This window comes from Pseudophaeobacter sp. A-200-2 (assembly GCF_041008815.1).
Taxonomy (GTDB): domain Bacteria; phylum Pseudomonadota; class Alphaproteobacteria; order Rhodobacterales; family Rhodobacteraceae; genus Phycobacter; species Phycobacter gallaeciensis_A.
In genome coordinates, this window is sequence record NZ_JAXGFU010000002.1 from 113,146 (window position 1) to 127,958 (window position 14,813).

Annotated in this window: 14 protein-coding genes; 10 read left to right on the forward strand and 4 right to left on the reverse strand. The window is 62.0% G+C overall.

Annotation, left to right across the window (positions count from 1 at the left end):
* Positions 1-4 precede the first annotated feature (4 nt).
* On the reverse strand, positions 5-1,246 hold the full coding sequence (locus SM766_RS03135) for an NAD(P)/FAD-dependent oxidoreductase (protein WP_368946907.1): 1,242 nt from the start codon (positions 1,244-1,246) through the stop codon (positions 5-7).
* Positions 1,247-1,390: 144 nt separating this feature from the next.
* On the opposite strand from SM766_RS03135, the gene SM766_RS03140 reads away from it, so the two are divergent.
* Together SM766_RS03140 and SM766_RS03145 are read left to right on the forward strand one after the other, a co-directional pair.
* The gene (locus tag SM766_RS03140) at positions 1,391-2,296 is read left to right on the forward strand and encodes a LysR family transcriptional regulator (protein WP_368946908.1); all 906 of its coding nucleotides are present in this window, start codon (positions 1,391-1,393) and stop codon (positions 2,294-2,296) included.
* A gap of 148 nt (positions 2,297-2,444) precedes the next feature.
* On the forward strand, positions 2,445-3,182 hold the full coding sequence (locus SM766_RS03145; protein ID WP_274867357.1) for an aspartate/glutamate racemase family protein: 738 nt from the start codon (positions 2,445-2,447) through the stop codon (positions 3,180-3,182).
* 15 nt (positions 3,183-3,197) lie between these two features.
* On the opposite strand, the gene SM766_RS03150 is transcribed toward SM766_RS03145, so the two are convergent.
* The 3 genes from SM766_RS03150 to SM766_RS03160 are packed head-to-tail and all read right to left on the reverse strand — an operon-like array spanning position 3,198 to position 6,291.
* Positions 3,198-4,244 carry an ABC transporter substrate-binding protein gene (locus tag SM766_RS03150; RefSeq protein WP_368946909.1) on the reverse strand — a complete coding sequence of 349 codons (1,047 nt, stop codon included), beginning with the start codon at positions 4,242-4,244 and terminating at the stop codon, positions 3,198-3,200.
* Positions 4,214-5,629 (reverse strand): sensor histidine kinase, encoded by a 1,416-nt coding sequence (locus SM766_RS03155; protein ID WP_368946910.1) that lies wholly within the window; start codon positions 5,627-5,629, stop codon positions 4,214-4,216. Before SM766_RS03155 ends, SM766_RS03150 begins: the two co-directional genes overlap by 31 nt.
* Entirely contained in the window at positions 5,626-6,291 is a 666-nt protein-coding gene (locus SM766_RS03160) for a response regulator transcription factor (RefSeq protein WP_368946911.1), read from the reverse strand. Before SM766_RS03160 ends, SM766_RS03155 begins: the two co-directional genes overlap by 4 nt.
* A gap of 122 nt (positions 6,292-6,413) precedes the next feature.
* Between SM766_RS03160 and SM766_RS03165 the strand changes: the two genes are divergently transcribed.
* From SM766_RS03165 to arsB, 8 genes are all read left to right on the forward strand, one after another.
* Entirely contained in the window at positions 6,414-7,394 is a 981-nt protein-coding gene (locus tag SM766_RS03165; protein ID WP_065270963.1) for a Bug family tripartite tricarboxylate transporter substrate binding protein, read from the forward strand.
* Between the two features lie 96 nt (positions 7,395-7,490).
* Complete coding sequence (locus tag SM766_RS03170; protein WP_368946912.1) at positions 7,491-7,985, forward strand: tripartite tricarboxylate transporter TctB family protein; 495 nt, start codon at positions 7,491-7,493, stop codon at positions 7,983-7,985.
* 1 nt (position 7,986) lies between these two features.
* The gene (locus SM766_RS03175) at positions 7,987-9,504 is read left to right on the forward strand and encodes a tripartite tricarboxylate transporter permease (RefSeq protein WP_368946913.1); all 1,518 of its coding nucleotides are present in this window, start codon (positions 7,987-7,989) and stop codon (positions 9,502-9,504) included.
* A gap of 147 nt (positions 9,505-9,651) precedes the next feature.
* Positions 9,652-10,563, forward strand: a complete 912-nt coding sequence (locus SM766_RS03180; protein WP_368946914.1) for an MBL fold metallo-hydrolase — start codon at positions 9,652-9,654, stop codon at positions 10,561-10,563.
* Positions 10,564-10,690: 127 nt separating this feature from the next.
* Complete coding sequence (locus SM766_RS03185; protein ID WP_368946915.1) at positions 10,691-11,533, forward strand: arsenate reductase/protein-tyrosine-phosphatase family protein; 843 nt, start codon at positions 10,691-10,693, stop codon at positions 11,531-11,533.
* On the forward strand, positions 11,533-12,531 hold the full coding sequence (locus SM766_RS03190; RefSeq protein ID WP_368946916.1) for an ArsJ-associated glyceraldehyde-3-phosphate dehydrogenase: 999 nt from the start codon (positions 11,533-11,535) through the stop codon (positions 12,529-12,531). The genes SM766_RS03185 and SM766_RS03190 overlap by 1 nt, the downstream gene beginning before the upstream one ends.
* Entirely contained in the window at positions 12,528-13,793 is a 1,266-nt protein-coding gene (gene arsJ, locus SM766_RS03195; RefSeq protein WP_368946917.1) for an organoarsenical effux MFS transporter ArsJ, read from the forward strand. The genes SM766_RS03190 and arsJ overlap by 4 nt, the downstream gene beginning before the upstream one ends.
* Positions 13,790-14,806, forward strand: a complete 1,017-nt coding sequence (gene arsB, locus SM766_RS03200) for an ACR3 family arsenite efflux transporter (RefSeq protein ID WP_368946918.1) — start codon at positions 13,790-13,792, stop codon at positions 14,804-14,806. Before arsJ ends, arsB begins: the two co-directional genes overlap by 4 nt.
* The last annotated feature ends 7 nt before the right edge of the window (positions 14,807-14,813 follow it).

Genomic DNA, 14,813 nt, shown 5'->3' on the forward strand with positions numbered 1-14,813 from the left:
CGCCTCAGGCGAACCGGTCCGGTTCATAGGGGCGCAGGTCGATATTGCTGGGCTGGCCTGCGATCATATCGGCGACCATACGGCCGGTCTTGGCGCCGCCGGTCAGACCCACGTGGTGATGGCCAAAGGCGGCATAGACGCCGGTGCTGCCGACCTCGCCGATCAGCGGCAGGCTGTCCGAGGGCGCGGGGCGATAGCCTAGCCATTCTTCCTCGCTCTCCGCGACCATCTGCGGAAAGCACTGCTTGACCTTGCGGCGCAGGAGCGCCAGCGGTGCCTTGGATTTTTCTTCGCTGAGGCCGCCGAACTCCACCACACCCGCGCAGCGTAGCCCCTGATCCATCGCGGTCGCAACGAATTTCCCCGAGGCCAGCATCATCGGATTGTTGGGGGTCTGGCTGGGCCCCTTGAAGACGATGTGATAGCCGCGCTCCGCCTCCAGCGGCACGTTGAGCCCCAGTTTCTGCATCAGTGGCTTGGACCAGACGCCGGTGGCCAGCACCGCCTCGCGGCATTCAAAGCGGCCCTTGTCGGTGTCCACGGCGCTGATGCGCCCACCGGACAGGTCAAAATCCTTAACCTCGGCCTGTACGAAGCGTCCGCCCATCTCTTGCAGCAACTTCACCAGATCCTGAACATATTTGCCGGGGTTGAGGATAAAGCCGTGATTTTTCATCACCGCGAGCAACTTCATCTCGGGCGCAAGGATCGGCTCCCGTTCCTGTACTTCGGCGCCTTCGATCAGCTCGGGCACGAACCCGGCCTCGCGGCGCAGATCCCAGATGTATTTATCCGCGTCAAAGGCCGCGCGGTTTTCATAGGCAAAGCAATAGTCGCTTTCCTGCACCCATTTGGCCGCGGGGGTGCCATGGGTCAGGGCCTGGTGCTGTTCGACGCTGTCGCCGATGACATGGGTCAGCCCCTTGGCGATGCGGCGGGTGTCGCCATCGTTGGCATGCGACAGGTATTTCACAAGCCAGGGCACCAGTTTCGGTGCATAGGACCAGCGCATGAACAGCGGGAAATTGGGGTCCATCAGGTATTTCGGCCCCTTAGGCAGCAGCCCGGGCGTGGTGACTGGAACGATGGCGCAGCTGGCCAGAATGCAGCCGTTGCCATAGGACGCGCCCATGCCCGGCTCGCCCTTGTCGATAAGCGTTACCTCATGGCCCGCGCGGCGCAGCCAGATGGCGGTGGCGGCGCCGACAATGCCCGCGCCGATCACGATGGTCTGCGGCGCGCTCATGCGGGGGACCGTTCTGCGAAACTGTAGGTGGTCATGATTTCTGTCATCGTCTCTGCTGGTTTTGGCCAACCATGCATAGGGAATTACATCATTTCAAATACTATTATCTGGCAGGGGTATCAGGAAAAATGATATGCTTGTGATATGAACCTCAGATTTCGTCAGATGCAGGCTTTTCATGCCGTCATGGAAACCGGGACGGTCACCGGGGCGGCGGCGACCCTTGGGATTTCGCAGCCGGGCATTTCCAATTTGCTGAGCCAACTGGAGCGGCAGACCGGGATCAAACTGTTCGAACGGGTCAAGGGGCGGCTGACCCCCACGCCCGAGGCAACGCTTCTGTTCCGGGAAATCGACACCGTGGTGCGGGGCTTTGATCATGTGACCCAGGCGGTGATCGATTTGCAGAACAAGCAGGTGGGCCAACTGCAGGTTGCCTCGCAGCATTCGATGTCCTTTGGTTTCATGCCGCGGCTGATCGCCGAATTCGCCCGTGACCGGTCGGATCTGTCGATTTCCTTCCAGTCGCAATATTCGTCCAAGATACAGGAATGGGTGCTGTCGGGCCTGTTTGAGATCGGCATCTGCGAAATGCCGCTTCTGTATGATGCGCTGGATGTGCATCCGGTCACCGTGGAATGTCGCATCGCCATGCCGGAGGCCAGCCCGCTGGCCCGGCACGAGGTAATCACGCCCGAATTGCTGGAGGGCGAACCGTTTATCGTGATGGGGCCGGATCACATGACCCACCGCCGCACACGTGAAGCGTTTCTGCAGGCGGGGGTGCCGCTGCGGGCGCGGGTCCATGCGCATCTGTTCAAGAACCTGCTGAGTTTCGTCAAAGAAGGCATGGGCGTTGCCATCATTGATCCCTTCGTGCTGGATTTCGACCGGGACGGCGGCTTTGTCTCGCGCCGGTTTCAGCCTGCAATCCTGATGGAAATGGCCGTCATCACCTCAAGCGCACGACCGCTTTCGGCGATCGGTCAGGAATTTCTGGACCGGCTGAAAACCGCGCTGGTGCCCTATACCCTGGCCGTATCAGATTGACCCCGCGCGGTCATACCTGCATCGAAGAGGCCACAACGGGTTATCTCAACGACGCTTATCTGTTGACTTGAGGGCCTGCTATCGCGTGAATTTATGATAATTTTACGATTTATGGCTGTTTGAGAACGCAAAGCGGGAGGGCACGGATATGGAGCGCGGTGGCAAGACGGTTTACGGAGCGACTGTTGGGATCCTGATGCTGGAAACGCAGTTTCCGCGGGTGCATGGCGATGTGGGAAATGCGCTGACCTGGGATTTTCCGGTGCAGTATCGTGTTGTCGAAGGCGCCAGTCCCGACCGGGTGGTGCGCAATGACCCATCTGACCTGGCCGAGCGCTTTATCGAGGCGGGGCATGACCTGATCCGCACGGGCTGCGATGGTATCACCACCACCTGCGGTTTCCTGTCGCTGATACAGGAGGAGGTGAAATCGGCGCTTGGCGTGCCGGTGGCTACATCCTCATTGATGCAGGTGCCGATGGTGCAAAGCCTGCTGCCCGCCGGGAAACGCTGTGGCGTTCTGACGATCTCCGAAGAGGCGCTGGGCCCGGAGCATCTGGCCGCTGCGGGGGCGCCGCCGGACACGCCGGTGGTGGGAACCGATGGCGGGCGCTGCATGACCCGCGATTTTCTGGGGGACAAGCCGACAATCGACTTCGCGGCCTGCCGTCTCGACATGATCGATGCGGGTCTTGGCATGATGCAAAGCTATCCGGACGTCGGCGCCATCGTGCTGGAATGCACCAATATGGTTCCCTATGCGCGGGACCTGCGCAAGGTCACCGGGGTACCGGTTTATTCCATCTACAGCTTCATCAACTGGTTCCAGGCCGGGTTGCTGCCGCGGCATTTCCCGCTAGAGGTGGACGATCCGCGCTGGATGTGACGCGGCGCGCGCAGGCTATTTCTGACTGACGGCGCTGTGCCATTCGTTCAGGAACCGCGCCCGCTTCAGTCGATCCAGGAACACCAGCAGCCCCGGCCCCAGCTGGATCGGCCGAAGGGGCGCGCTGTGATCGCTGGCTTCGACCGGGTAGCGGTGAAACGGGTAGCCGGGATCGGGGTCAGGACCCCAGGCCGCCTGCAACAAATGATCGACAAAGGCTCCGGCCAGATCCGGCTGCTGGGCATTTTCCAGGATTACGGCAGTGCGCAGCATCATGTTGGTGTAATCCTGCGGATCGATGATCACGATACTGTCTGTCAGGTCCGTGCGCGCCAGCGCGTAACTGCCCAGCACATTATAGGCGATGGCGAGATCTCCGCGCGCGACATCCCGGATCATCTGCCCCGAACAGCAGTACAGCCGCACCTCTAGCCCGCCAAAGATCTCCATCAGGCGCCAGTAAGAATCCGAGGTCCGCGCATCCTGGGTGGCGAACAGATAACCAAGGCCGCTGGTGGCGATGTCATAGGTGCCGATACGGCCCCGGAACCGATCGGGGTTCTGTCGTAGCAGGCGGATCAGATCCTGTCGGGTCCGGGGCAGCTCCAGCCCGGTAAAGGCGGCGCGCGACAACAGCAGGGATGCAGGCTCCTGCGAAAAGGCAAAGACATGATCGCGCCAGTTCGCCCAGTCCGGCATGGCGTCGGTCGCGGCAGACCTGTGGCGCCGGGTATAGCCATCGTTGGCCAGTTTGGTCTGCAGGTCCATGGCAGAAGAGACGGCGATATCAAACCGCGCCTGCGGGCCCGAACCCGTGGTCACCACCTCCATCAAAACAGCGCTGCTGACGGTGGTGTATTCGATGGCGGTGCCCGGCCTGTCCGCAAGAAAACTCTCGACCAGCGGCGCCAGAACATCCATGTCCGTGGTGGACACTACCCGCAGCGCCGGGGCGCCCTCGGGGCCAAAACGGCGGAATTCCTCTACTTCAAAACTGGATGCGGGCAAGGCCAGCCCTAGGGCCGTCACCATCAGCGCAAGGGAAAAGACAAGGAAACGCATGCTCCGGCTCCTGTATCTGAAGGGGCGATGATCAGCTTGCCACCATGGGCTTCGGCAACTTCGCGGGCAATGGTCAGCCCGAGGCCGGAACCGATTGTCCCGGCGGCATTGCTGCCGCGCACAAACCGTTCGGTCAGGGCGGCTGTGTCTGTGTCTTCGGGGAATCCACCTGCCTGATCTTGGACCGAGACGATGGCGTCCAGCGGTCCCTGCCGCACCGTGACCTCAACATTGGTTTCCGAAGGGGCGTATTTGATGGCGTTATCCAGAATATTGCGCACTGCGTTCTGGATCAGAATGGCATCGCCCCAGAGCGGCGCAACCCCGTCGCAGGCAAACTGCAGGTCGATATCCTTCAGATCGGCGACGGGCCGCAGCCGGTCGACCAGATCATTGGTCAGCGTGTCAAGGGCCACCTCCTTACGCTCCAGACTGTCGGTGCGGAAGGTCACCATGGCATGATCTAAAAGCTGCCCCGCCGCGCGGGAGCTTTCGTCGATGGCGCGGATCATCTCACGCAAGGAGGCCCGGTTTTCTGCCTTGTCCACTCGGCGCAGGGTGATTTCGGCCTGTGCCCGGACTGTGGCCAGCGGCGTGCGGACCCGGTGCGCGGCCTCGGCGATGAAGTCTTCGGATCGCGCGAGGGAGACCCGCAGGCGTTCAATAAACCGGTTCAGTGATTGCACCAGTGGCAGCATTTCGCTGGGCACCGCATGGCGGACCGGGCGCAGATCCTTTGGGCCGCGGCGCGAGACAACGGCACTGAGCGCGTGCAGCGGCTGGATGCTGGATTGTGCGGCCCAGACACCAAGCAGGGCGGAAATCAGGAAAAAACCGCCGCCCATCAACATGGCCCAGCGGGTCAGCCGCCCCAGCTCGGCCGCCTGTCCTTCGCGGGTCTGAGCCACGGTGATGACCACATCGACCGGTCCGTTATTCAGGGACAGGCGCCGGACCAGCGCCACCATGCGCAGGCTGCTGCCGCGGTAGCTTTCGGTATCAAAGGCGGGATCTCCCGGGGCAGGGCGCTGGGCGGTCTGCGGCAGGTCTTCGTATCCGGTCAGCAGCTGGCCATCCTGACGCACACTGTAGAACACCCTGTCATCGCTGACATTGCCCAGCATCGAAAGCGCCGCATAGGGAATGTCGAGGGTGACGGCGCCGGATTGTACCCGCACCGAATCCATGATCGATGTCGCCGAGGCGAGCAGGATGCTGTCATGGGTGCGCTGAGACACGTCGCGCGTAAAGACAAGAACGGTGAAAAACAGGATCGTGGCCAGACACGCCGCGCTCATCACCACCTGCAGGATCAACCGGCGCCGCAGCGATCCGCTGGTGCGCAGGGGAGGGGTCTGGGGTGCGGGGGGCTTCGGCGGGGTCATGCCAGCGACATCCGGTAGCCCAGCCCGCGCACGGTTACGATGGCTGCGCCGGATCCGGCAAGGCGCTTGCGCAGCCGACCCACGTAGACCTCGATGGCGTTCTCCGACACTTCCTCGTCGTAGGAAAACAACCGATCCACCAGTTTTGCCTTGGAATAAATGCGGTCCGGGGCGCTCAGGAAGATTTCTAGCAGCCGCAGTTCCTTGTTGCGCAGCGGCACCGGGGTTCCGGCCACCACAAGCGTGCCGGCAAGCGGATCAAAGACCAGATTCGCGAATCGCTGCTGGTTGGAACTGTTGCCGCCCTGACGCCGCAGAACCGCACGGCAGCGGGCTTCCAACTCGGAAAAATCAAAGGGTTTGGTGATGTAATCGTCAGCGCCAAGGTCCAGCACGCCGACCCGGTCCGACACTTCTGATCGCGCCGTCAGCACGATCACCGGGGTCTTTCCCTCGCGGGCGCGATGGGCTTTCAGGAAGTTGCGGCCATCCCCGTCCGGCAACATAATATCCAACAAAATCAGATCGTAATCCGTGGTTGCGGAAAATGCCTCGGCGTCCCGGGCGCCTGGCGCATGGTCGACAACATGGCCATCCATCCGCAACCTGTCACAGACCGCAGCTGCCAGGCTCATGTTGTCCTCAACCAGCAGAAATCGCATCCCATCCCTGTCCTTGATCCGGCGCATGCTGACAGGTCTGTGACAGGTCCGTGTCAGCTTTGCGTGTTCTTCATTCAGTCATGAGCGGCTTGGCCGCCACTTGTCAAATGGGAGGACAACACATGACATTTACCCTGACCCGACGGGCCCTGATGGCTGCGGCGACCGCGACCCTTGCCCTTGGCGCACCCGCGATGGCCGAAGACATGGCCGTCGACAGCATCCATTTCCTGATTCCCGGCGGCGCCGGCGGTGGCTGGGACGGCACTGCGCGCGGCACCGGCGAGGCGCTGACCAAGGCAGGACTTGTGGGCACGGCATCGTTCGAGAACATGTCGGGTGGCGGCGGCGGCAAGGCCATCGGCTATCTGATCGAGAACGCCGACAGCAACCACGGCACCTTGATGGTGAACTCTACCCCCATCGTAATCCGTTCGCTGACCGGGGTCTTCCCACATAACTTCCGTGACCTCACAATGGTCGCTGGCACCATCGGCGACTACGCCGCCATCGTGGTGGGCAAGGACAGCCCGATCAATTCCATGGCCGACCTGATCGCCGCCTACAAGGCAGACCCGCGCGGCACCGCCATCGGCGGCGGCTCGGTTCCGGGCGGCATGGATCATCTGGTCGCTGCCATGGTGATGAAGGCTGCGGGCGAGAACCCGACTGAGGTCAAATACATCCCCTATGACGCGGGCGGTATGGCCATGGCGGCGCTGCTGTCGGGCGAGATCAAGGCGCTTTCCACCGGGTTCTCCGAGGCCATCGATCTGGCCAACGCAGGTGAGGTGAAAATCATCGGTGTTACCGCAGATGACCGCGTTCCGGCCTATGCCGATGCCATGACCATGAAGGAACAGGGCATAGACGCGAGCTTTGTCAACTGGCGCGGTTTCTTCGGCGCCCCCGGCCTGCCGGAAGAGCGCAAGGCGGCCTATCAGGCAGCCATCGCGAAGATGTACGACACGCCCGAATGGGAAGAGGTGCGGGCTCGCAACGGCTGGGTCAACATCCACAACAGCGGCGAGGACTTCGAAAAGTTCCTGGAAGGTCAGGAAGAGGTCATCAAATCGCTGATGCAGGAACTCGGGTTCCTCTGATCCCGCGTTTCCAAACCGGCGTCGCCTCCGGGGCATCGATAGATCTGCCCGGCAGGCGACGCCATTCCATTTTCCAAGACGTACCCGGAGGAGAACATGGCGCTTGATCGATGGATCGCGCTGGTCATCCTGCTGATCAGCCTCACCTATGGCTATGCGGCCTATTTCACCATGGACGCAGGCCTTCCCCCCTTCATGAAATTCAATGCCATCTGGCCCAGCACCTTTCCCAAGGTCCTGTCGGTGCTGGCGGCCATTTGCGCCCTGATCATTGTGTTGAGCCCGCAAAAGGGCGACAGCGGCCCCAAGGTTGGCGACATCGATCACCGGCGGCTTGGCGATTATAAACTGGGGCAGGCGCTGGCGCTTCTGGCTCTGATGGTGGCCTATGCGCTCTTGCTGCGGCCCGCCGGGTTCCTGATCTCCACGGTAGGCTTCCTGACCCTTGGCGCGGTGATCCTGGGTGAGCGCAAGCTGCACGTCCTGCTGCCCATCGCGGCGCTTGCGGCGGGCGGCGTCTGGTATCTGGTGCAAGAGGTTCTGGGGATCTTCCTCAGCCCCTGGCCGATCTTCCTTGGCGTGGGAGGCTGACATGTTCGAAGGTATCATGATTGGCCTTTCCAGCGCCTTTTCCCTGACGAACCTGATGATGGTGATCGGCGGCTGTCTGATCGGCACATTCATCGGTATGCTGCCGGGCCTGGGCCCCATGAGCATCATCTCCATCATGATCCCGGTGGCGATCACCATTGGTGACCCCTCGGCGGCGCTGATCCTTCTGGCCGGGGTCTATTATGGCGCGATCTTTGGCGGCTCGACCTCGTCGATCCTGATCAATGCGCCGGGGGTGGCTTCGACCGTGGCGACTTCGTTTGACGGCTATCCGTTGGCGCGGCAGGGCAAGGCCGGCAAGGCGCTGACGGTGGCGGCGATCTCGTCCTTCTGCGGGGGCAGCATCGGCGCGGTGCTGTTGATGATCTTTGCGCCCGCGCTGGCAACCGTGGCGCTGCTGTTCCATTCCGCAGAGTATTTTGCGCTGATGGTGGTGGGGCTGTCGGCCATCGCGGCCTTTGCCGGAACCGGTCAGGTGGTGAAGGCACTGCTGATGACACTGCTGGGGCTGATCATGGCCACCGTGGGCGAGGGCGCGCTGTTCAACATGCCGCGTTTCACCATGGGGATCATGGATCTGCAGTCCGGCTTTGGCTTTATCACCCTTGCCATGGCGATGTTCGCCCTGCCGGAGGCGCTGTATCTGGTGCTGGATCCCAGCCGGTCCAAGACGGACGGCGGCAGCAGCGAGATCAAGGACCTGCGCATCACGCGGGACGAAGCGCGCGCGATTGCGCCGGTGATTGGCCGCCAGTCGATCCAGGGCTTCCTGATCGGGGTGTTGCCGGGGGCAGGGGCCACCATCGCCTCGTTCCTGGGCTATGCGGTGGAGCGCAACATTGCGCCCAAGGAGGAGCAGGAACAATTCGGCAAAGGCTCGGTCAAAGGGCTGGCGGCGCCGGAAAGCGCCAATAACGCGGCCTGCACCGGATCCTTCGTGCCGCTGCTGACGCTGGGCATTCCCGGATCGGGCACCACGGCGATCCTCTTGGGTGCGCTCATCGCGCTCAACGTCTCGCCCGGGCCGCGTCTGATGATCGACGAGCCGCAGATCTTCTGGGCGGTGATCATCTCTATGTATGTGGGCAATCTTGTGCTGCTGGTGCTGAACCTGCCGCTGATCCCTTACATCGCCAAGGTGCTGGCGGTGCCGCGCAACTACCTGATCCCCTTCATCCTGTTCTTCACCCTGATGGGGGCCTACATCGGGCAGAACAACGCAACCGAATTGCTGATCCTTGTCGGGCTTGGCATCTGCGCCACTGTGCTGAGGTTCGCCGACTATCCGCTGGCGCCGTTGCTGATCGGCTTCATCCTTGGCTCGATGCTGGAAGACAACTTTGCCCGCGCGATGCAGCTCTATGATGGAATGGGGTTCCTGCTGGACCGGCCGATGACGCTGGCGCTGCTGGTGCTGGCGGGGCTTTTGGTGCTGTTGCCCAGCTTTCGCGCGCGCCGCGCTCGGCTGCGGCAGGCCGGTGTGTCCGATGGCGACTGAAGACTGGAGCTGAATTGGCACTAAACACTGGCCCGGGCGGATATCCCGGGCCAGTCTTTTTGTCTGCGTCGGATGGTCCTCTGTCTGACGCTCGCCCACTCTGGCAGGGTCTTTCGGGAACGCGCGCAGATGCCGGGAGGGCTGCACATGAAATCACTTACCTTGACCCTTGTTCTGTCAGCCCTGCCGCTGGCCGCCTTCGCGGATGTGCTGGAGGTGCAGAAGGTTGCCGATGATGTCTGGGCGCTGGTTGGTCCGAAAAGCCAACGCAACACTGAGAACCTTGGCAACAATGCCACCTTCGGCGTGGTGGTGACCTCCGAAGGGGTGGTGCTGATGGATCCCGGCGGCTCCTGGAAAGGCGCCGAGATGATTGACGCCACCATCGATCAGATCACCGACCAGCCGGTGACCTATGTGATCGACACGGGCGGGCAGGATCACCGCTGGCTGGGCAACGGCTACTGGCAGGCGCAGGGCGCGACGGTGATCGCATCCGAGGCTGCCGTGGCGGATCACAAGGACCGCCAATCCATGCAGATGACCATGCTTTCGCAGCTTTTGGGCGATGAGCTGGCAGGTACCGAGCCGCGCTATGCCGATGTGACCTTTGACGCCGGTCATGATCTCGCTGTCGGCGGTCTGACCTTCCAGATCACCCATCACGGGCAGGCCCATACGCTGGGCGACAGTTTTGTCTGGCTGGAAGATCGTGACGTGATGTTCACCGGGGATATTGTTTATGTGGAGCGGATCCTAGGCGTCGGGCCGCAGTCCAACGCCAAAAGCTGGATCGAGACCTTTGAGGCGATGGCGGCCTATGAGCCGACCCATGTGGTTCCCGGCCATGGCCATGCCACCACGCTGGAACAGGCCCGCGCTGACACCTACGAATACCTTGTGAACCTGCGCTCCCAGATCGGTGCCCTGATCGAAGAGGGCGGTGACATCATGGACGCGCCCGGGGTTGATCAGTCTGCTTTTGCCGGGCTTGAGCAATTCGACAGCCTGGCCGGGCGCAATGCGCAGACGGTCTATGAGGAGATGGAGTGGGAATAACCCCGCTGGCCGTTCTGTAACCTGTAGCCGCCTCCATCCCGGGGGCGGTTTTTGTTTCGGCCCCTGTCATAAGGCCGTTACAAAATCTTCACTGTCATGAGCTCTTTATTTCCTATATTCATGAAGTATGGAAAAAGAGATTCCCTCCCGCCTGACCACGCTTGGTCATCCACAGCGACTGGCCATTTTCCGGCTGCTGATGCGGCGCTATCCGGACCGGATGCCCGCAGGTGAAATCGCCGGGGCGCTGGATCTGAAGGCCAGCACCCTCTCCGCCTATCTGTCTGCGCTGATGCAGGCGGGGTTGGTGACGCAGGAACGGGTCGGGACCTCGCTGCTCTACACTGTCGATATGTCAGCGGTGCAACAGACCTTTGACTATCTGATGCTCGATTGTTGCCGTGGGCGTCCGGACCTTTGCCTGCCCACCGCCACTTCCCCCCAAACAGGACACCCCGCCATGACCGCGCGCAAATACAACGTGCTATTCATTTGCACCGGAAATTCCGCCCGCTCGATTTTTGCCGAAAGCATCCTGCGCGATCGCGCGTCGGATCGCTTCAACGTCTACTCCGCCGGAACCCGCCCCCAGTCAGATCTGAATCCCTTCGCGGTGGAGGTGCTGCAATCCAAGGGGCACGACACCGCGCATCTGCGGGCCAAGAACACGGCTGAGTTTACAGGTCCCGGTGCGCCGCAGATGGATTTCGTCTTTACCGTCTGCAATCAGGCCGCCAACGAGGAATGCCCTGCCTGGGACGGTCAGCCGATCAGTGGCCACTGGGGCATGCCGGACCCGGTCAAGGCCGAGGGCACCGATGCCGAAAAAAGCCTCGCCTTTCATCAGGCCTATGGCGCGCTGAAACGCCGGATCGAGGCCTTTACGGCGCTGCCCATCGAAACACTGGACCGCATCGCCCTGCAACACGCGGTGGATGATATCGCCAGCCAAGCACAGGAAGACACCTAATGACCACATATGCTGTGAACGGCCTTGGCCGGATCGGAAAACTTGCTCTGAAACCGCTGCTGGAGCAGGGCGCGCAAATCGCCTGGATTAACGACGCGGTGGGTGATCCGGAAATGCACGCACATCTTCTGGAGTTCGACACGGTGCATGGGCGCTGGGATGCGGAGTTTTCCCATGATGCAGACAGCGTGACGATCAATGACATGCGTCTTCCCTTCGTCGGCACCTCCGATCTGTCCAAACTGCCGCTCGACGGCGTGGATGTGGTCATCGACTGCACCGGTGTGTTCAAGACAGAGGCCAAGCTTGCCCCCTATTTCGACGCGGGCGTGAAAAAGGTCGTGGTCTCCGCCCCGGTCAAGGATGGCGATACGGCCAATATCGTCTATGGCGTCAATGAGGGCACCTATGATCCGGCGCGCCACAGCATCGTGACGGCTGCCAGTTGCACCACCAATTGCCTGGCGCCTGTGGTCAAGGTGATCCACGAAAATCTGGGTATCCGGCACGGCTCCATCACCACCATCCACGATGTCACCAATACCCAGACTATCGTCGACCGCCCCGCCAAGGATCTACGCCGGGCGCGCTCGGCGCTGAATTCGCTGATCCCGACAACCACCGGCAGCGCCACGGCAATCACGCTGATCTATCCGGAGCTTACCGGGCGCCTGAATGGCCATGCGGTGCGGGTACCGCTGCTGAATGCCTCGCTCACCGACTGTGTTTTCGAGGTGGAGCGTGAAACCACCGCCGAAGAGGTCAACGCTCTGTTCAAGGCCGCCGCCGAAGGGGAGCTGGAGGGCATCCTTGGCTATGAGACCCGCCCGCTGGTCTCGACCGATTACACCAATGATCAGCGCTCTTCGATCGTGGATGCGCCCTCGACCATGGTGGTCAATGGCACCCAGGTGAAAGTTTATGCCTGGTATGACAATGAAATGGGCTACGCTTGGCGGCTTGTCGATGTGGCCCTGATGGTCGGAGCCTCACTGTGAACCATCGCCCCGAGGGTCTGTCGGCCTATGTAGCGGTGACGGCGGCCTATTGGGCCTTCATGCTCACCGATGGGGCGCTGCGGATGCTGGTCCTCTTGCATTTTCACACGCTGGGGTTCTCTCCGGTACAGCTGGCCTATCTCTTTGTCCTTTATGAGATCGCCGGGATGGTGACCAACCTTTCGGCGGGCTGGATCGCGGCGCGGTTCGGGTTGGCGGCGACGCTTTATGCCGGGCTGGGATTGCAGATCGTGGCGCTGGGCGCGCTGACGCAGCTTGATCCGGACTGGGCCATTGGTGCCTCGGTCGTCTTCGTGATGTGCGTGCAAGGCATTTCCGGCGTGGCCAAGGATCTGGCCAAGATGTCGTCGAAATCGGCGGTGAAACTGCTGGCGCCATCCGCAAACGGCGGACTGTTTCGCTGGGTGGCGGTGCTGACCGGATCCAAGAACGCGGTAAAGGGCCTGGGCTTTTTGCTGGGCGCGGCCCTGCTGGCGACGCTTGGGTTTAGCTGGTCGATCATTGCTATGGCCATGGTTCTGGCGCTGGTCTTTGCCGCCATCGTGATGCTGATGCCGCCGGGGCTGCCGACCGGGCGCAAGGGCGCGAAGTTTTCCGAGGTGTTCTCGAAATCCGCCAATGTGAACTGGCTGTCGGCGGCGCGGGTGTTCCTGTTCGGCGCGCGCGATGTCTGGTTCGTGGTGGGCATCCCGATTTATTTCTACGCGGTGCTGTCGGATGGATCCGAAGCGGGCAACCGCGCGGCCTTTTTCATGATCGGCACATTCACGGCAGTCTGGATCATCCTCTATGGTGCGGTGCAGGCCGCTGCACCGTGGCTGCTGGGCGCAGCCAAACGGCCCGAGGGCGCCTTGATCCGCGCCGCGCGCGGCTGGGCGCTGGCGCTTTTTACCGTGCCTGCGGCGCTGACCCTTGCGGTCTGGATGTCGCCGGCGCCGCAGCCCTGGCTGACGGCGGTTCTTGTCCTTGGCCTTCTGGCCTTTGGCGCGCTGTTCGCGGTGAACTCTTCGCTGCATTCCTACCTGATCCTGGCCTTCACCAAGGCCGAGCGGGTCACGATGGATGTGGGTTTTTATTACATGGCAAATGCGGGCGGTCGCCTGACTGGTACGCTTCTGTCCGGGCTGACCTATCAGGTTGGCGGGCTCGCGCTTGTTCTGGGGACGGCGGCCCTTATGGTGGCGCTGTCGGCGCTTGCCGCGGGCAAGCTGCACGTTGAAGGCGCGGAGGTCACGCCATGAGCATCTTTGAAAGATATCTGAGCGTCTGGGTCGCGCTGGCCATGGTGGCAGGCATCGTCATCGGCAATATCGCACCGGCGTTGGTGCAGATGATCGCGGCGGCGGAACTGGCGCGGGTCAATCTGGTGGTTGCCGTGCTGATCTGGGCGATGGTCTATCCGATGATGGTCGGCGTCGATCCGGCCGCGGTGAAGGATGCCTTCAAACAGCCGCGGGGCTTGGGCATCACGCTGGTGGTCAACTGGTTGATCAAACCCTTCACCATGGCGCTGTTGGGGCTGTTGTTCTTCGAAGGCGTCTTTGCCGATCTGGTATCGCCCGAGGATGCGCAACAGTACATTGCCGGTCTGATCCTTCTGGGCGCGGCGCCCTGCACGGCTATGGTCTTTGTCTGGTCGCAGCTGACGCGCGGGGATGAGAATTACACCCTGCTGCAGGTGTCGCTGAATGATGTGGTGATGGTCTTTGCCTTTGCCCCCATCGTGGCCTTCCTGCTGGGTGTCACCGATATCGAGGTGCCCTGGGAAACGTTGGTCCTGTCGGTGATCCTCTTTGTGCTGCTGCCGCTATTGGCCGGGATCTGGACGCGCAAGCGGCTGGGCAGTGTGGCGCGGATTGAGGGCTTTCAAGCCCACGTTAAACCCTGGTCGGTGATCGGGTTGATCGCGACGGTGACGATCCTGTTCGGCCTGCAGGGGCAGGTGATCCTGGACCGGCCCGAGGTTATCGCCTTGATCGCGGTGCCCATTCTGATCCAGTCCTACGGGATCTTCGCGCTAGCCTATGGCGCGGCCTTCGCGCTGAAGGTGCCGCATCGGATCGCCGCGCCTTGCGCGCTGATCGGCACCTCGAATTTCTTTGAGCTGGCCGTCGCGGTTGCGATCTCGCTGTTCGGGCTGAATTCCGGCGCCGCGCTGGCCACCGTGGTCGGTGTGCTGGTCGAGGTGCCGGTGATGCTGTCGCTGGTGGCCTTTGCCAACCGGACCCGCAGCCGGTTTCCCGGCAACGGGTGAGGGCACA